This is a genomic window from Chryseobacterium sp. MHB01 (assembly GCF_034651565.1).
In the GTDB taxonomy this organism is placed as follows: domain Bacteria; phylum Bacteroidota; class Bacteroidia; order Flavobacteriales; family Weeksellaceae; genus Chryseobacterium; species Chryseobacterium nepalense.
In genome coordinates this window covers 21,724-39,110 of sequence record NZ_JAYEDA010000017.1, presented here as the reverse complement: position 1 = coordinate 39,110, position 17,387 = coordinate 21,724, and the positions used below count along the sequence as shown (strand labels likewise).

The 17,387-nt window shown below is 35.9% G+C and carries 16 protein-coding genes and 3 tRNA genes; 14 read left to right on the top strand and 5 right to left on the bottom strand.

From position 1 onward, the window contains the following. Positions 1-27: 27 nt before the first annotated feature. Positions 28-669, bottom strand: a complete 642-nt coding sequence (locus U9K52_RS19270) for an acetyltransferase (protein ID WP_322927802.1) — start codon at positions 667-669, stop codon at positions 28-30. Between the two features lie 277 nt (positions 670-946). Here U9K52_RS19270 and U9K52_RS19265 point away from each other — a divergent pair, with 277 nt between their 5' ends. Continuing rightward, the gene (locus U9K52_RS19265; protein ID WP_322927791.1) at positions 947-2,464 is read left to right on the top strand and encodes an FMN-binding glutamate synthase family protein; all 1,518 of its coding nucleotides are present in this window, start codon (positions 947-949) and stop codon (positions 2,462-2,464) included. Between the two features lie 39 nt (positions 2,465-2,503). Here U9K52_RS19265 and U9K52_RS19260 read toward each other — a convergent pair whose 3' ends face one another. After that, entirely contained in the window at positions 2,504-3,262 is a 759-nt protein-coding gene (locus U9K52_RS19260; RefSeq protein WP_263602406.1) for a hypothetical protein, read from the bottom strand. Positions 3,263-3,316: 54 nt separating this feature from the next. Between U9K52_RS19260 and U9K52_RS19255 the strand changes: the two genes are divergently transcribed. Then, positions 3,317-3,754, top strand: coding sequence for an RNA-binding S4 domain-containing protein (locus U9K52_RS19255; RefSeq protein WP_248394649.1), 438 nt, complete (start codon positions 3,317-3,319; stop codon positions 3,752-3,754). An 11-nt stretch (positions 3,755-3,765) separates the two neighbouring features. On the opposite strand, the gene U9K52_RS19250 is transcribed toward U9K52_RS19255, so the two are convergent. Further along, positions 3,766-4,281 (bottom strand): shikimate kinase, encoded by a 516-nt coding sequence (locus U9K52_RS19250; protein ID WP_248394647.1) that lies wholly within the window; start codon positions 4,279-4,281, stop codon positions 3,766-3,768. Positions 4,282-4,396: 115 nt separating this feature from the next. Here U9K52_RS19250 and U9K52_RS19245 point away from each other — a divergent pair. From U9K52_RS19245 to U9K52_RS19235, 3 genes are all read left to right on the top strand, one after another. Further along, positions 4,397-4,469 (top strand) — tRNA-Lys (locus U9K52_RS19245). Positions 4,470-4,505: 36 nt separating this feature from the next. Next, positions 4,506-4,588, top strand: a tRNA-Leu gene (locus tag U9K52_RS19240). Between the two features lie 73 nt (positions 4,589-4,661). Further along, positions 4,662-4,734 (top strand) — tRNA-Lys (locus tag U9K52_RS19235). 277 nt (positions 4,735-5,011) lie between these two features. Here the strand turns inward: U9K52_RS19235 and panC are convergent. Beyond that, complete coding sequence (gene panC, locus U9K52_RS19230; protein ID WP_312175295.1) at positions 5,012-5,860, bottom strand: pantoate--beta-alanine ligase; 849 nt, start codon at positions 5,858-5,860, stop codon at positions 5,012-5,014. A 181-nt stretch (positions 5,861-6,041) separates the two neighbouring features. Here panC and U9K52_RS19225 point away from each other — a divergent pair, with 181 nt between their 5' ends. The 9 genes from U9K52_RS19225 (at position 6,042) to U9K52_RS19185 (ending at position 16,597) form a co-directional block, all read left to right on the top strand. Next, positions 6,042-6,812, top strand: coding sequence for a glycogen/starch synthase (locus tag U9K52_RS19225; RefSeq protein WP_322927790.1), 771 nt, complete (start codon positions 6,042-6,044; stop codon positions 6,810-6,812). Positions 6,813-6,827: 15 nt separating this feature from the next. Next, positions 6,828-8,414: a DUF4270 domain-containing protein gene (locus U9K52_RS19220; protein ID WP_263602407.1), complete on the top strand. Its 1,587-nt coding sequence runs from the start codon at positions 6,828-6,830 to the stop codon at positions 8,412-8,414. A 44-nt stretch (positions 8,415-8,458) separates the two neighbouring features. Continuing rightward, positions 8,459-10,312: a glutamine--fructose-6-phosphate transaminase (isomerizing) gene (gene glmS, locus U9K52_RS19215; RefSeq protein WP_248394640.1), complete on the top strand. Its 1,854-nt coding sequence runs from the start codon at positions 8,459-8,461 to the stop codon at positions 10,310-10,312. A 108-nt stretch (positions 10,313-10,420) separates the two neighbouring features. Beyond that, positions 10,421-11,839 (top strand): gliding motility lipoprotein GldK, encoded by a 1,419-nt coding sequence (gldK, locus tag U9K52_RS19210; RefSeq protein ID WP_248394639.1) that lies wholly within the window; start codon positions 10,421-10,423, stop codon positions 11,837-11,839. 64 nt (positions 11,840-11,903) lie between these two features. Next, the gene (gene gldL / locus U9K52_RS19205) at positions 11,904-12,596 is read left to right on the top strand and encodes a gliding motility protein GldL (protein ID WP_072886096.1); all 693 of its coding nucleotides are present in this window, start codon (positions 11,904-11,906) and stop codon (positions 12,594-12,596) included. Positions 12,597-12,646: 50 nt separating this feature from the next. Further along, a complete protein-coding gene (locus U9K52_RS19200) occupies positions 12,647-14,239 on the top strand; it encodes a GldM family protein (RefSeq protein ID WP_248394638.1) in 1,593 nt (530 codons plus the stop codon). Between the two features lie 9 nt (positions 14,240-14,248). After that, positions 14,249-15,187 (top strand): gliding motility protein GldN, encoded by a 939-nt coding sequence (gene gldN, locus U9K52_RS19195; RefSeq protein ID WP_248394637.1) that lies wholly within the window; start codon positions 14,249-14,251, stop codon positions 15,185-15,187. A 54-nt stretch (positions 15,188-15,241) separates the two neighbouring features. Then, entirely contained in the window at positions 15,242-16,276 is a 1,035-nt protein-coding gene (locus U9K52_RS19190) for an FAD-dependent oxidoreductase (protein WP_322927789.1), read from the top strand. 60 nt (positions 16,277-16,336) lie between these two features. After that, positions 16,337-16,597: a SemiSWEET transporter gene (locus U9K52_RS19185; protein WP_248394635.1), complete on the top strand. Its 261-nt coding sequence runs from the start codon at positions 16,337-16,339 to the stop codon at positions 16,595-16,597. Positions 16,598-16,654: 57 nt separating this feature from the next. Here U9K52_RS19185 and U9K52_RS19180 read toward each other — a convergent pair whose 3' ends face one another. Beyond that, positions 16,655-17,053: a hypothetical protein gene (locus U9K52_RS19180; RefSeq protein ID WP_322927788.1), complete on the bottom strand. Its 399-nt coding sequence runs from the start codon at positions 17,051-17,053 to the stop codon at positions 16,655-16,657. Between the last annotated feature and the right edge of the window lie 334 nt (positions 17,054-17,387).

Genomic DNA, 17,387 nt, shown 5'->3' with positions numbered 1-17,387 from the left:
TTCTTGCCTTAGGCAATTATTTTGGTTTTACAGTTTTCTAGCCGGGCTTCCGATATAAACTCCTTCTTCACGGATATCTTTAACAACAATTGCACCCATCCCGATTGTTACATTATCACAAACTTTTATTCCCTGTCTTATGGATGAGCTTGTTCCGAAATAAACATTATCTCCAATTTCACAATTTCCACTGATATTCGTTGAAGGTGCTGTGGTAAAATAATCTCCGATTTTACAGTCGTGCCCGATGGTTGTAAGCAGATTTAAATGGGCATGCTTGCCGATCTTAATATCCGTGGTAACAATTGTTCCGGCTGTAATTATAGTTCCTTCGCCAATTTCAACATATTTAGAAATAGTAGCTGAAGGATGAATTAGCGTTGTATATTTTGTTTCCTTTGGAAGCCTTTCAACGACTGTCTTTCGAATTTTGGGATCTCCTATGGCAATCAGGACGTGGTAGTCAGCTGGATTAAATTGATCCTCGGTAATTACACGAATCCCATGAACATTTTTTACATCCTTACAAAATTCATCCGTTTCCATGAAGCAGGCTATGTCTTCTAATTTTAAATCTGTACCGGCAATACAATCACTTAAACACATAAGTACTTCCTTACCAAACCCACTCGCGCCAACAATTAGAACTTTGTTGTCAAATTTTATCATATCTCTATTTTGATTTTTCTTCTGATGGTAACAAACGCTCAAATTTACGCAATTGTTTTTATGGATTAAAATTATTTTGTTTTAATTAATACAAAAAGTATTTTATTAATACATAATTATAATATTTAAAAAATTATATATTTATTAACGTATTGAATATTAAGCTTGTGTATTTGTTTGTTAGACAGGCTCAAGAAGGCTGAGGAATATCAGATTTTACTCTATTCCAGCCATTAAAATCTTTTTAAATCTTTATCTTTATAGAAAAATAATAGAAATGAGAGATAAGTTTTTATCTTGGGGACTGGTATTGGTGATGGTTACCTGGGTTGTAGCATTACTCATCAGGGCGCATTACTGGATACCTATTCTTTTGACTGCCATTTATGCATTAGGGGTTTATAATACCTATCAGACGAAACATGCAATTTTAAGAAACTTTCCTGTATTAGGCTATTTCAGGTATTTTTTCGAAAGTATTTCACCGGAGATGCAACAGTATTTTATTGAAAGGGAAACAGACGGAAAACCATTTCCGAGAAATCAGCGTTCTGCAGTGTATAGAAGAGCCAAAAACTTAGGGGATACTGTTGCTTTCGGGACGCAGCTGGAAATCAACCACCGGAAATACGAAGGAATCAAGCATTCTATTTATGCAAAGTCGCCTTCGGAAGAACTTCCGAGAGTATGGGTGGGAGGGGCACAGTGCACGCAGCCTTATCATGCTTCCTTATTGAATATTTCAGCGATGAGCTTCGGATCATTGAGTGACCGTGCTCAGCTATCATTGAACAGAGGTGCCAAAAAAGGTAATTTTTATCATAATACAGGGGAAGGAGGTATTTCACCTTATCATCTTGAAGGAGGGGATCTTTGCTGGCAAATCGGAACGGGGTATTTCGGATGCCGCGATGATGAAGGAAAGTTTAATGCTGAACTGTTTGCAAAATATTCCAATCTTCCTAATGTAAAAATGATTGAAATTAAGCTTTCGCAGGGAGCTAAACCAGGGCACGGCGGTGTTTTACCAGGGGTGAAAAATACTCCGGAAATTGCCAAAATCCGTCACGTAACTCCGGGGATGACAATTATTTCTCCGCCATCACATTCCGCATTTTCTGATGCAGCAGGATTGCTGAGATTCGTACAGGAGCTGCGGGAACTTTCCGGAGGGAAACCTGTTGGTTTTAAACTCTGTATAGGTGATACGAAGGAATTTGAAGACGTCTGTGTTCAGATGAATGTATTAAAAATTTATCCGGATTTCATTACCGTAGACGGTGCGGAAGGAGGAACTGGCGCAGCACCACCTGAATTTTCAGACGGTGTGGGAATGCCATTGGAACCTGCGTTGATTTTTGTAAACAGAACCCTTAAAAATTACAATCTGCGAAATAAACTTCGCGTCATTGCCAGCGGAAAGGTTTTAACAAGTCTGGATATCCTGAGAGCTGTTGCTATGGGAGCAGATATGTGTAACAATGCAAGAGGCTTTATGTTCTCGCTGGGCTGTATTCAGGCGTTAAGATGTAATTCTAATAATTGCCCTACAGGTGTTGCCACTCAGGATAAAATGCTGATCAAAGGACTGGATGTTACTGATAAAGCCGAAAGAGTATATCACTTTCATAAAAATACACTGCATACTTGTAATGAACTTATTGCTGCGGCAGGAAGAAGTTCTTATGAAGAAGTGGATGCAACAATGTTCATGAGAGGTGATGAATTTGATCATCTTTCCGATCATTATTTCCCTGATATTCTGGGAAATGTAAAACATAAATCAGGATTCTGATCATAAAAAAAACGCTTCATATTCTGAAGCGTTTTTAGTTTATTTTTCATTCGCCGGTCTTAAGTTGGCTTTGTAAATTTCGAAGTTAAACACAAAGCAATTGTTTTTAAGCGAAAATCCTGTATAGTTATAATGCAGATCTCTTGCAAATGCTGCTCTTGAAGGAACGATGATTACGCCCTGTAAGTTGTAAGGATCACCGTCATTTTTATTTTCGTACCCTTTAAAGTATTTCAATCCTTCCTGAAGTCCTTCGATTTCGTAATAGCTTCTCTTTTTCGCATCATCGCTGGTCGCACTCTCAAGAACATTGTTTTTTACATAATAGTAGGGCGGGTCTGTCGCTGGTGAACCTGAACCGTTAATAGTATTTAAAAGAACTCCTGCGCTTCCGAAAGATATGTTTCCATCACTTTCTGCTGCAAGATAATAATTGGCCCTCATCATTACTCTGATTTGTGTGGCGTTGTCTGCTGTAGAATTGGTTTCAAGGGTTACGCCGGGAGATGGCTGTGCCCCGTTTCTTATAATATAAACTACTCCTGAAGGAAGTTTTACCGGATTAAGCTCGGAAAGCTTTTTTTCATTGTCATCAGAAGCGTCTGTTGAACTGAAAGCTTTTATATTTCCCTGCGCATCAAGATAATTATTATCCATGAACTTTTGAATAGCCTGGTCGTCATATGAATTTCTTACCGATACATCTTCAGGTTCTATAAAAGTTTCAACCTCATCATCCTTTTTACATGCAGAAAAGCAGAGAGATCCCGCAAGGATATATAAAAATATTTTTTTCATTTCAAAAACTTTAATTACTTTACAAATAATATAACGGCAAAAGTATAAAAAATTATGAGAATAGATAAATTTTTATGGAGCATTCGTTTTTATAAGACCAGAACCATCGCTACAGAGGAAATCAAAAAGAACAGGGTTTCTATCGGCGAGTCGGTGGTAAAGTCTTCTAAAGAGGTAAAAGAAGGAGATGTGATTAAGATCCGTAAAAATCAGATTGACTATAAAATAAAGGTGATCCAGATTCCTAAAAGCAGGATAGGCGCAAAGCTGGTCCCGCTTCATATCAAAGATGTAACGGATAAAGAGCAGTATGAGCTTCTGAAAATGCGTAAAATGTCCCAGGATTATTACAGAATCAAGGGAGAGGGCAGGCCTACGAAAAAAGACAGAAGGGATATGGATGATTATGTGGAAAACGATATTGCTTCAGATTTTACCGACTGGGATGATTTTTTCGGTGAAAAGGATGGCGACAATTCAGAAGATGATTAATAAATAAAGCTCTAGAGATAGAGCTTTTCTATTATTTCAGCTACAATTTCTTCAGGTTGTCTGTTGTCTGTAACCACATGAAACTGTGCCTTACTGTAAAAAGCGTTTCTCTCAAACAAATGCTTGGCAATAAATTCGGGAAGATCTTCATCGGGTATATTGGCAATAAGCGGACGTTTTTCCTTTTGTTTGGATAGCCTTTCTGCTAAAGTTCCTACGGAAGCTCTCATAAAAACACTCTGGGAATTACTGTTGATAATTTCCATATTATTGTAATAAGCGGGCGTGCCTCCGCCCAGGCTTAGCACCAGATTTTCTTCAGTAGCCAGAATTTCTTCCAGTGCCTCCCGTTCCAGCTTCCTAAAATAGATTTCCCCTTTTTTTGCGAATATTTCCGGAATGGTTAATTTATTTCGCTTAGAAATCTCTTTATCGAGGTCAATAAGTCTAAAATTTAGTTTTTCGCTTAATATTTTGGAAATGTGAGATTTGCCACTTCCCATGTATCCGACCAGTGAAATTATCATGAATTTTTTTTAAACAAATTTGCAAAAAAGTTTTGAGAAATAAAAAAAAGCTATATCTTTGCACCACTTAAAACAAGGGACATTATTCAAATGAAAACTTGATAATAAAGTGGCCGACTCGGTAGCTCAGCTGGTAGAGCAATACACTTTTAATGTATGGGTCCTGGGTTCGAATCCCAGCCGGGTCACTAGCAAAAAATTACTAGATTTTTGTAATTTTATTTGCCTGCGTGGTGAAATTGGTAGACACGCCATCTTGAGGGGGTGGTTTCCTAAGGATGTGCTGGTTCGAGTCCAGTCGCAGGCACAATGCAGAAAATTGAAATAATTAATACTGAAAATAAAAATTTTATTTATATTTATCATTATTAATTGTGACCGACTCGGTAGCTCAGCTGGTAGAGCAATACACTTTTAATGTATGGGTCCTGGGTTCGAATCCCAGCCGGGTCACAAGTTTACTGAAAAGTAAATTTTTTTCATATTAATATTTTGTGATTTGGTGTTTCAAAGGCTTCCTCAAGAAGCCTTTGATTTTTTTATATATATATTCTATTTCTTTTATTTTTAATCCTGATAGGAAAAGTTTTCCAACAGCCAGCTGTTCTGAAGTAATTGAAAATTTTAAGTGATCTTAATAGTATTTAAATCAAACAAAAGGCGCCGCTTAAAGCAACGCCCGGATCTTTATTTTAAATGTGTAAACCTTAGTTTAAACTCAGCCTGATTTTTAATCTAAATGCATATTGTCGATCAGCCGCACTCCGTCTACAACAACTACGATAAAAGCCCTGAAGTTTCTGTCTTTATAGAAAAAATCTGTTTCTTTCAGAGTTTCTTCGTCGGCAATCAGGAAATATTCAAGCTGCATTCCTCTTTGATTGTCAAAAATATCCTGTACCCGCTGTTTAATTTCAGGAACTGTTAACACACGGAACCATTCATTGACTTTTTTCAACGTTTCATAAATTATTTTTGAAGCTTCTCTGCGGTCTTTATCAAGTCTCTGGTTTCGGGAACTTAAAGCCAGTCCGTTTTCTGCCCTGAAAATAGGAACTCCAATTATTTTAATCGGAAGCTTTTTCTTTTCAGTCATCTTTCTGATAATGGCAAGCTGCTGAAAATCCTTTTCACCAAAATAAGCACTGTCTGGTTTCACCTGTAAAAAAAGTTCCTCTACTACCGTTCCCACACCATCGAAATGGCCCGGTCTGGATTTTCCTTCCATCTCATCTTCAAGTCCATCAAAATCATAATGCCTGCTTTCGGTCTTTTCAGGATAGATATCGGTGACTTCAGGAATGTAAACGGCATCTACCAGTCCGGATTTTTCAAGGATCAAAATGTCGCGGTTAATGTCTCTCGGATATTTTTCAAGATCTTCCGGGTTATTGAATTGGGTTGGATTAACAAAAATTGATGAAACCACCAGGTCATTTTCTTCTCTGGCCATTTTATAGAGCGAAAGATGGCCGTCATGCAGGGCTCCCATAGTGGGTGCAAAACCTATCTTTTTTCCCATTTCTTTCTGTCTTTCAATGAAATCCTGAAGGATCTTCTTGCTTTTTAAAACTTCCATAGTTTATTTTAATAGTAATTCAAAAATACTAAAAATATCATATAGTTATGATACAGTTACGCGCGGTTTTAATAATTTCAGACCGTAAATTATCGTAAAAAAATGTTAATTAAATTAATGTTGAATGTTTTTTCGTAATTTTGCGCATTAAAGCATTTTTACAAAAATTAGATAGAAGTTTATGCCGAATCAAAAAATACTGTACATTACTACAGAGATGTATCCATATCAGGAAGATACAAATATGGCTGCATTGGTAAACAAAATGGCACTTAAGATGCACAATGAAGGCAATGATGTAAGAGTTTTTATGCCAAGATTTGGACAAATAAGTGAAAGGAAATTCCAGCTTCATGAAGTGATCCGCCTGTCGGGAATGAATATCATCATCAATGATCTGGATCAGCCTCTTATTATTAAAGTAGCGTCTCTTCCGGGGGAAAGACTTCAGGTATACTTTATCGATAACGAAGAATATTTCAAAAGAAAGCAATATTATTTTGATGATGAAGGAAATCCTTTTGATGATAATGATGAAAGAGCAATTTTCTTCGCCAGAGGTGTAATTGAAACTATTAAAAAGCTCAATTGGGTGCCTGATGTGATTCATCTTAATGGATGGATGTCATCTTTTGTTCCTATTTATCTTAAAACATACTACGAATCCGATACTTATTTTAAGGATGCAAAAATTGTTCTTTCGTTATACAATGAAAAAGATGCACCTTTAGCTTCCAATATTGACGAAAAGCTGAAGTTTGATAATATTTCAGATCTTAAAGCGTTAAATAACCCAAGCGTTAAAACTTTCGTTGCCGAAAGTATGGGCTATGTGGATATGATCGTAAAGGGCGATGAGTTTCTTGATGAAGACCTTGATAAGGCATTCAATGAAACATCAACCCCGAAATCGGAATATCTGGACATAGATTCTATTAATCAACTTTATTAAGAAAACACATTTTTAATGATTCATACTGTTAAGAAGACAATCACCGCAATTTCTATGGTGGTTTTAGGAAGTATATTACTTTACAATTGTGAGCCGGATGCGGATACTTTGGGAGAACAGCTGTTTTTAGACGGCGCTGCACAAGGTAAAGAACAGGCTTTTCCTGTTGTTGCATATAATATTAATAATAACGATACCATTCGTACGGATGCATCAAAACTTACTTACGGAGTGCTGGGTGCTTTTAATGAAAGCCAGTTCGGAATGCAGAAAGCGTCTTATCTTACTCAGGTTAAACTATCCACTTATGATCCTGACTTTGGAACCAATGCTACTGTAGATTCTGTAGTTCTCGTGATAAAACCAAGATATGCCTCAGATTCTGTTACGACAAATACCGTAGACGACAATTATACTTATACTACAGCAGCGGATGGAGCGGTAAATGCTAAAAAGGTAGTTAATACATATCCTGTTTTAAAATTCGGGAGAGCAAAAAAGAGTTTAACCATAAAGGTAAATGAAGTACAGACTTTCCTTAAAGCAGCTTCAGATACGGTAAAGTCTAATGACGTTTTTGCGTTTGATTCTAATGAATTAGGTTCAAAAGTATTTAATGGAAACGCGAGTTCTATTGCCATTACAAAAGATGATGGAGGTACGGCATTATTTACTGCTTCAACACCGGGAATCAGAATTCCGCTGGATAAAAATTTCTTCCAGACTAAAATCATTGCCAAAAAAGATCAGCCTGAACTTCAGGATGCATCCAACTTTATCCGTTATTTTAAAGGATTAAGAGTTTCTGTTGCAGAGTCGGACGGATATTTGTTCCAGTTTGCGCCTAATGATATGGAAATGATCATGTATTATAAATATGATAAAACGGAAAACGGAACCACAACAAGACCGCAGACTTCTTATTCATTCGTACTAGGATCAGGAAATGCTCACATTGGTCAGTACCAGTATGCCAGAACTGGTTCTGCAGTTTCAGGTGCGGGATATAACAGCGTTACTGGTGATTCAAAACTTTATGCCCAGGCAATGGGAGGGAATTCTATCGGAATTAAAATCCCTGAGTCTACCATTAATGATCTTAAAAATCTGTATCAAAATAATAAAGCAGCTATAATAAGTGCTAAGATCAGAATTTATGTAGATCCTGCATGGAACAGTACAAAATTTAAAAAGCCTACAGAATTTACTTTATTGCGCAGGTATGTTGATCCTGCAAATTCCTCTAATCCTACCAAGGTGAGAACGAGTTTTACCAATGATCTCTTAAAGCTGGCAGGAGTTACCGGATATACCATTTTTAAAGCGTACAATATGGATACAGATAAAACATATTACGACTTTATTGTTACACAGTCCATAAAAGAAATGATTGAACCGGATAGCAAGGCGTCAACAGACAAAACCGAAACAAAATATTTTAAAATAAATTTAGGAAGTTTCGAAACAAGTTCCGACGGAACTACTCTTGCCGGTTACAAATCTACAACTACTTCTTATAATACAAGCAGAGCAGTATTTATCGGAACAGATGCAACAAATGCTAACCGTGTACAACTTATGGTTACTTACGGGACAAAATAATATTAAAAAAACACACTTAAAACACTTAAACACTTGATATAATTATGTGCGGAATCGTTGGATACACAGGCTTTCAAGACGCTTACGATATAGTAATTAACGGTCTTAGAAGATTAGAATACAGAGGCTACGACAGTGCCGGAATCGTTTTAGAAGATGGGAATAACAAATTAGAGGTTGAAAAAACGAAAGGCAAAGTTGAGGATCTGGTGAATATTTCCGGCCAATTGAAAGGTAAAGCTAAAATCGGGATGGGACACACCCGCTGGGCAACTCACGGAGTACCAAGCGACAGAAACTCTCACCCTCATTTATCTAATAACGGGAAGCTAGCTATTATTCATAATGGAATCATTGAAAATTATGATACCATCAAAACAATGCTTACGGAAAAAGGATTCTCCTTCAAATCTGAAACAGATACCGAAGTTCTGGTTAATCTTATTCAGTATTTTATGGACCTTAACAATGAAACGGATTTTCCTACTGCTGTAAGATATGCATTAAATGAAGTTTACGGAGCGTATGCTATTACCGTAATGCATGAAGATTATCCGGGAGTACTTGTTGTTGGAAGACTAGGGTCTCCGTTGGCAATAGGAATTGGCGATAAAGAATATTTTATAGCGTCTGACGCTTCTCCTTTTGTGGAATTTACAAAAGAAGCTATTTATCTTGAGGAAGGACACATGGCCACCATCTCGTTGGAAAATGGTGTGGATATCAGAACTATTACTGAAAATTCTAAAATCATACCTGAAATCCAAAAACTTAAGTTAAGTCTCGAGCAGATTGAAAAAAGCGGATATGAGCATTTCATGTTAAAAGAAATCTTCGAACAGCCAAAATCCGTTCATGATACCATGAGAGGACGATTACTGGTGGATGAAGGTGTTATCAAAATGGCCGGAATCTGGGATCATATCGAGAAATTCAAAAATGCTAACAGAATTATTATCATTGCCTGCGGAACATCATGGCATGCAGGACTCATCGGAGAATATCTTATCGAAGAATATGCAAGAATTCCTGTTGAAGTAGAATACGCTTCTGAATTCAGATACAGAAACCCGATTATTACGGACAAAGACGTTGTTATCGCGATTTCCCAATCCGGAGAAACTGCAGACACCATGGCTGCCCTTAAACTCGCAAAAGAGAAAGGTGCATTTATTTATGGGATCTGTAATGTTGTAGATTCATCTATTGCAAGAATTACAGACGCAGGATCCTATACACACGCAGGCCCTGAAATCGGTGTAGCTTCTACAAAGGCATTTACGGCACAGCTTACAATTCTTAGCTTAATTGCATTAAAATTAGGTAAACACAACGGAAACTTAGGAAATGCTGATTTCATGAGCTTAACCGCTGAATTGGATGCTATCCCTAAAAAGATCGAAGATGTATTAAGTTCTACTCATGAGCTTGTGCAGAATATTGCTAAAGATTTTGTAAATGCAACAAACTTCCTTTATCTGGGAAGAGGATACAATTATCCGGCAGCCCTTGAGGGAGCATTGAAGCTAAAAGAGATTTCCTATATCCATGCAGAAGGATACCCTGCAGCAGAAATGAAACACGGTCCTATTGCATTGATCGACGAAAATATGCCTATTGTAATTATCGCTCCTAAAAAAGGACATTATGACAAGATTGTAAGTAATGTTCAGGAAATTAAAGCAAGAAAAGGAAAGGTAATCGCTGTGGTAAATAATGGAGATACACAGGTAAGCGAAATGTCGGACTATGTTATTGAGATCCCTGAAACGTCAGAATGTTTCTCGCCAATCGTGGCATCAGTGCCTTTACAGCTGTTAGCGTACTATATTGCAGTGTATAGAGGAGCGAATGTAGACCAGCCGAGAAACCTTGCAAAATCTGTAACTGTGGAATAAAAAATACTTGTAAATAAAATAAATTTAGATTTCTTTCGTTATTTCAAAAAAAATCTTAAAAGTTTCTTAAAAAAATTATATATTTACGGCTTAATTATAAAAATTAACATGAAAAGGATATTTCTTTTATTATTGTCTGCGTCAGTAGCGTCGGTATCTTGTTCAGGTGGTGGTACTTCTTCTGTGGGGAAACCAGGAACAAAAGGAGAGTTGATACCAAGAGAAAAAACAAAATCATTTGTTGCGGAAAGACCATACGGCATGGTTGCAATTCCTGCAGGATCGTTTGTTGCGGGGCTAACTGATCAGGATTTTACAGACAGTCCTGAAAAAGCTCAGGCAAAAACAGTTACTGTTTCTTCTTTCTTCATGGATGAAGCAGAAACTACCAATGCTGAGTATAGAGTATTTATCAACTATGTAAGAGATTCTATCGCAAGAACACTACTTGCTGAAGCTGCCGGAGAAGGTGGTGAAGGTAAAGGAAGAGGAACAAGCATAGGAGATTATGCATACCTTGCTCAAAAAGAAGAAAATTTAACACCATATCAGGAATATTTAGAAGCACAGGGAGGCGGAGACGAAAGTACTTTTGATCCTACCAAAAAAATCGACTGGAAAGTTCCATTGCATTGGAATACGTCCAAATATCCGGACGTAGAATATGCAGAGGTTCTTGAATCAATGTATTTGCCTGCTTCTTCAAGAGTTGGTAATGAAAGAATCCTTGATGTTAGTAAACTTAAATATACTTACAGATGGGGGGACATGGATGTTGCTATGGCTGAAAAAGAAAGAGGTGTAAACTACCTTAGAAGTGAAAGCATCGCCATCTATCCTGATACAACCGTTTGGGTAAAAGATTTCCATTTTGCTTATAACGAACCATTGTTCGAACAGTATTTCTGGCACAAAGCTTACAAAGATTATCCTGTAGTTGGAGTTACCTGGGATCAGGCAAGAGCATACTGTAACTTCAGATCCAAATTGAAATCCGATTATAACGAAAGTTTAAAAAGAAGAAAACAAAGACCATTGCAGTTCAGACTTCCAACGGAAATCGAATGGGAATATGCTGCAAGAGGCGGAATGCAAAATGCTACTTATCCTTGGGGTGGTCCTTACTTAATGGATGACAGAGGTTGCTACCTGGCAAACTTCAAACCTAAGAGAGGAGATTACATGGAAGATAACAAAAAAGGTACTTATACATATACTGCTCCTGTAAAGAAATTTAAGAAAAACGGTTATGGATTATATGATATGGCTGGAAACGTTTCTGAATGGACATTATCTGCTTACAACAACTCTTCATACGGGTTCTCATCTACTTTAAACCCTTCTACAAAAGATTTAACTGATACGAAAAAATCAGTAAGAGGTGGTTCTTGGAAAGATGTTGGATATATGTTGATGAACGGTACAAGAGACTGGGAGAGAAAAGATTCAGCAAGAAGCTATATCGGATTCAGAACCGTACAGGATATTCCTGAAGCTGCTGTTAAGCCAAGAAAAATTAACAGATAATTTTTCAAACCATTTTTATTTTCAATAACAATTTTTTATTTAACATTAAAAAAAACTAACTTATATGTTTAAGACTAAAGATGCTTGGATGAATTTCTTCTATTCATTCGGTGCTGCAATTGTAATTCTTGGAGCTTGGCTTAAAATTACTCACATCAACATTGGACCTATCACAGGTAACGTTGCTCTTACAGTGGGACTTATTACAGAAGCGATCATCTTCATTATCTTCGCTTTCGACCCGCCAAAAACTGAAGAATCTTATGCTTGGGAAAACGTATATCCGGAATTATTAGATAAACATGCAAATCCAAATCCTTTGCACTCTAATGTATCAGCTAAAAATACAATCGATCATTTTGCTGAACTTGAAAATTCTCTTTCAGGAAAATTAGATAAAATGCTTCAGGATGCTAAATTGGATGTTCAGCTATTCGAAAGATTAAGAACAGGAATCGATAAATTTTCAAGTTCTGTAGATCAGATCAATCAAACGGTAGATGTTTCTGCTTCTACACATAAATATAACGAACAATTAAATAAAGCTGCTCAGCACATGGAGAGCATGAATGCACTTTATGCAATGCAGTTGGAAAACGGACAAAGACAGTCTGATTTTGCTAAAAAATATGTAGAAGATATGCAGAAGTCTGCTGAACACTCAGAGAAATTCAACCAAGAATTGCAAGGTTTAACAGCTAACTTAAATAACTTAAACAGAGTTTATGGTGGTATGCTAACTGCTATGAAGTCATAATCCTTAACCATTTCTAAATTTAACTACTTAACTAAAACAAAAAGAAAAGAATGGCACAAGGAAAACAGACACCTCGTCAGAAGATGATCAACCTGATGTATTTGGTGTTCATCGCGATGATGGCTCTAAATATTGATGCGGAAATCATTAGATCATATTATGACTCTACGGTTGCTTTAAAAGATACGCGTTTATTAACAGAAAGAAAAAACGAAGATATCTTTGAAAAGACGTTAGAAGCTAAAGCTCAGCAGGTACCGGATACCTATGCTCAGCCTTGGCAGCAATATCAGCAGCTGAAGCAGAAAATAAATGCGTTGGTACAGCATGCAGATCAGATCAAGGATAAACTTAAAAAAGAATCCGAATTTGTAGAAAAAGATCCTAAAACAGGAAAGTTGATTGATGTAAGTGAAAATTTTTCAGCACTGAACAACAACGAAGCAACTACAACCTATTTCTTTAAAGATGGAGATGAAAACTCTGCATCAAAAGGAGCTATGGAACTGAAAGCGAAAATTGATGATGTCAGAAACTATATCAATGCTACTTTCGGAGGAAATTCTCAGTTAAAAGATTTAATTGAAAGAGCTAACAAATCATTAATCGCAGAATATCCTAAAGGACAGTCGCCAAACAATAAAACATGGTTACAGAATAAATTCTATCACCAGCCTCTTATTGCAGCATTGTCTAATCTTGAGATTATTCAGAATGATGCGAGAAATGTACAGTCTGATGCATTAGCATTATTATTACAGGAAAAAGTGGATGCAAGCATCAAGTTTACAAGCTATGAAGCAATCGTTTCTGCTCCTGTAGATGTTGTTGCAGGTAAGCCTGCCGAAGCAGTGGTAATGTTAGGTAATTATTCTAACAGTAACAAAATTAACATTTCTGGAGTTGGAAGACAGGAAAATGGTAAAGGATATGCTACACTAAATACCAGCGGAATCGGGCCACACACATTAAGTGGAAACATTACTTTAACAGATGCTACCGGAAAAGCACAAAGCTTCCCGTTCACGCATACATATAATGTAATTGCTGGTCCTCAGGAAGTGAAACTTCAGAAAGGTTTATTGCTTTCAGCTGATAAAATGAATGTGATGTACAGAAACCTTGATAACCCTGTTTCAGGTTCAATCTTAGGTGCCGATAATGCTAAGTTATCCTTATCTGCTCCTGGAGCTACTGTTAAGAGTACAGGTCCAGGTAAATGGGATGTTAGACCAGGTGCAGGAAATATTCTGAAAATAACATTATCTGGAACAGATCCTTACGGAAAATCAATTTCTCAGGTTTTTGAATACAGAATTAAAAATGTACCTCCTCCACAAGGACAGATCAGAGGGAAGAATATGTTGACATTACCAGCATCTTCAGTTGAAAATCAACAGCTTCAGGCAGTTATTCCTGACTTTGACTTCCCGGTATCTTTCAACGTGACTTCGTTCATGGTAAGAGTACCTGGTAGAGCTTCAATGCAGGTTCAAGGGAATTCTCTACAAGGAGCAGCAGGAATGTTTAGAAATCTAAGACCTGGAGACGGAGTATATATCTTTGATATTAAAGCAACAGCTACTGGATTAGGAAATACTATTATTCCAAATATTTCACCTGTATTAATTAATGTTCAATAATAAAGAATTATGAAAAAATATATTAGCAGTTTTTTAGTATTAGTTTCGGGATTCGCTTTTTCCCAGACTATCCTGAACGCTTCTTCTCCTGAAGAATTCAGAAAAATGAGAGCTGAGAACAAAATGAAAGTTGGAGATACTGTTATCGACAAAAAAGTAAAACCTCTGGAATATGGGTTTGTTGATGAGAAGGATATCCTAAAAAGCATGTTTGTTTGGGAGGTAATTGATATGAATGATAAAATCAATCAGCCTTTCTATTATAACAATCCTGATGGATTACTGTCTTCAGAAACAAAATCTTTGTATAAACTTTTACTTGATGGTGCTTTAAATGGTGACATCAAAGAAGTTTATGATGATGAAAACTTTGTACAAAGACTTACTCCTGAACAGATCAAGTCAAGACTTGTTGACGTAAGAGTAGATGATGAAGCTATTAATATCTTAAACAGTGGACGTCAGCTTACAGAACAGGAGAAAAAAGAACTTACTGACGTTTATGAAACAACAACAGAAAAAGTTAAAGTTTTAAAAGTATTCGGAATGTGGTTCATCGATAAGAGAGACGGACAATTAAAGTACAGACCTCTTGGAATTGCTGCAATGGGGCCAGATCCAAAATTGATAGGTAGAACTACGCCGGATGGACAGCCTTTGCCTGGAGCTGATGAATTAATCGATCTTTTCTGGGTATATTATCCTAATGCAAGAGAAATTTTGGCTAACAATTATGTTTATAACAGAAAAAATACTTCTGCAGATCTTTCTTTCGATGATTTGATCAATGCAAGAAGATTCTCTTCTGTGATCTTCAAATCTTCAACAGGACTTGGTGATGGAGTTATTAAGGACTATATCCCAAGAGATGCTGATGAGCAATTAGAAGAAAGTGACAGAATCAAGTCACAAATCCTGCAAATGGAAAATGATATGTGGAATTACTAAATTTCACTTGATAATTATAGAAAACCTGAGTATTTTTACTCAGGTTTTTTTATTATGGAAAATGTAGACTATATTATTGTGGGAGATGGTTATGCTTCGCTTTTCTTTGCCCATCAGCTTATAAAAAATAATAAATCATTTGTTGTATTCTCGGAAGAAAAAACGAGTGCCTCCCGTGTTTCCGCGGGTATCATCAATCCGGTAGTTTTAAAAAAGTTTACTACGTTTTGGAAAGCTCAGGAACAAATTGATTTTTTGAAGGAAACTTTAAACGAAATTGAAAAATATACCGGTCAGAATTATTTAATCGATGCACCAATTCACAGAATTTTTCATGATGAGAATGAGCAACAGCTTTGGCTTAAAAAATCATCAAACGATGATCTTTTTCATTTTTTAGATAAAAATTTCACACATTTAGAAGGGGTAAAAAATGATTTTAATTCAGGAAAGGTAAATCAGTCTGCCAGGTTGGATGTTAAAGGGTTTTTTACGGGTTTATTTGATTTTTTACTAAAACGTCAACAACTTATCAAAGAAAAGTTTATATACTCTGATCTTAACATTGCAGATCATACTTATAAAAATATCAGCTTTAAACAGATCTTATTCTGCGAAGGCATGGCGGTAAAAGACAATCCTTTCTTTTCGGATATTCCTGTTGTTCCCAACAAAGGTCACCATATTAAAGTTAAACTTTCCAGGGCTTTACCTGAAAATAATACCATTAAGAAAAAGCATTTCCTTTTTCCAATTGATGATGAAAAGTATTTCTATGGCGGAACATATGACAGAGAGCAGCTTCATCATGAGATAGATTCTTCTGCTGTTAAACAGCTTGAAAACGGGTTAAAGGAATTTTATCCTCACGATTTTAGTATTGAAGAAGTACATTTCGGATTCAGGCCCACCGTAAAAGACAGAAGACCGATTATCGGGAGACATCATCTACATTATGATATGTATGTTTTTAATGGTCTTGGCGCAAGAGGAATTCTTAATGGGTGCTATTTTTCCAGGAGTTTATATGATTATATTGAAAATAAAATCCCTCTTCATGAAGAAATTGCTCTTGAAAGATTTACATAACCATAGTTGTAATGATTGCATCACGGCACGAAATTTCTTATCTTAAATAAAAGATAAGTTATGAACGAAAATATTCTGGGGATTGTAGCGGGAATTTTAACATCAGTATCCATGATTCCGCAATTAGTGAAAGTATTAAAGCAGAAAAATGCTGAAGATCTGTCATGGACTATGATTTTAGTCCTGATTTCCGGACTTTCTTTATGGGTTTGGTACGGATTTATAAAAGATGAGCTCCCGATCATACTTTCCAATGCTTTCGCAGTCGTTGTCAACATTATTTTGCTAATATGCTGTATGATTTACAAGAAAAAAAAATAAAGCACTTTTGACAATCAAAAGTGCTTTTTCAGATATATTATTTATTGTAGGTGCAGTTTAATAAGATGCCATTTTGGTATTGGAATCCTGTTTATCTTTTTTATGGTGAAACAAAACCATATTGTATCCTTTTCTTAAAAAAGTTACTTCTCCACGTATATCAGAGTACTGATAATCCGGGTTTGTAGCCGTATATTCAGGAAGCTCATCGCTTTTTTTCATCTCATACGTTTTTCCGTCAAAGCGAACAATTATCGTATTTTTAGTTTCATTAAGTGTTGCCTCAAGCTTATCACCATAGGAATCAGTAAAAACGTTTTTTGAAATTTTATCATCAGTTACCGTTTCCGTATCAGTAAGATTCTGCAGATGAACTTCTTCATCTTTAGACTGATGCTTACATGCCGTTAAAGCAAAGACTAATGTTAATGTAATTATTCGTAATATATTTTTCATAGTATTTTGTTTTTATATAATGCATTATTTGGTGTTAATTACTTATAAATTTACGGCTTTATTAAAGATAATATGTTAATTTTTTATAAAATTTTATTAATAATTATACTGTTTACAATAACTCAAACTTTGTGAATTTAAATTCAGACGGATAACGATAAGCGAAGCTTCTGCAATATGCTTGTATAAAGAGATTACATTCTTAGATTAAAATATCATTATAAATAATTCACTATAGCTTATTGTTTTTATAAAGAAAATTTAATCTGAGTTTCTGAATTTCAATCTATTTTTTTTATGATAAATTAACATTTTAACGAAATTTTTAATGACT

Coding starts and splice junctions, on each gene's coding strand:
- U9K52_RS19270 (WP_322927802.1), bottom strand. CDS start 669: ATGATAAAATTTGACAACAAAGTTCTAATTGTTGGCGCGAGTGGGTTT.
- U9K52_RS19265 (WP_322927791.1), top strand. CDS start 947: ATGAGAGATAAGTTTTTATCTTGGGGACTGGTATTGGTGATGGTTACC.
- U9K52_RS19260 (WP_263602406.1), bottom strand. CDS start 3,262: ATGAAAAAAATATTTTTATATATCCTTGCGGGATCTCTCTGCTTTTCT.
- U9K52_RS19255 (WP_248394649.1), top strand. CDS start 3,317: ATGAGAATAGATAAATTTTTATGGAGCATTCGTTTTTATAAGACCAGA.
- U9K52_RS19250 (WP_248394647.1), bottom strand. CDS start 4,281: ATGATAATTTCACTGGTCGGATACATGGGAAGTGGCAAATCTCACATT.
- panC (WP_312175295.1), bottom strand. CDS start 5,860: ATGGAAGTTTTAAAAAGCAAGAAGATCCTTCAGGATTTCATTGAAAGA.
- U9K52_RS19225 (WP_322927790.1), top strand. CDS start 6,042: ATGCCGAATCAAAAAATACTGTACATTACTACAGAGATGTATCCATAT.
- U9K52_RS19220 (WP_263602407.1), top strand. CDS start 6,828: ATGATTCATACTGTTAAGAAGACAATCACCGCAATTTCTATGGTGGTT.
- glmS (WP_248394640.1), top strand. CDS start 8,459: ATGTGCGGAATCGTTGGATACACAGGCTTTCAAGACGCTTACGATATA.
- gldK (WP_248394639.1), top strand. CDS start 10,421: ATGAAAAGGATATTTCTTTTATTATTGTCTGCGTCAGTAGCGTCGGTA.
- gldL (WP_072886096.1), top strand. CDS start 11,904: ATGTTTAAGACTAAAGATGCTTGGATGAATTTCTTCTATTCATTCGGT.
- U9K52_RS19200 (WP_248394638.1), top strand. CDS start 12,647: ATGGCACAAGGAAAACAGACACCTCGTCAGAAGATGATCAACCTGATG.
- gldN (WP_248394637.1), top strand. CDS start 14,249: ATGAAAAAATATATTAGCAGTTTTTTAGTATTAGTTTCGGGATTCGCT.
- U9K52_RS19190 (WP_322927789.1), top strand. CDS start 15,242: ATGGAAAATGTAGACTATATTATTGTGGGAGATGGTTATGCTTCGCTT.
- U9K52_RS19185 (WP_248394635.1), top strand. CDS start 16,337: ATGAACGAAAATATTCTGGGGATTGTAGCGGGAATTTTAACATCAGTA.
- U9K52_RS19180 (WP_322927788.1), bottom strand. CDS start 17,053: ATGAAAAATATATTACGAATAATTACATTAACATTAGTCTTTGCTTTA.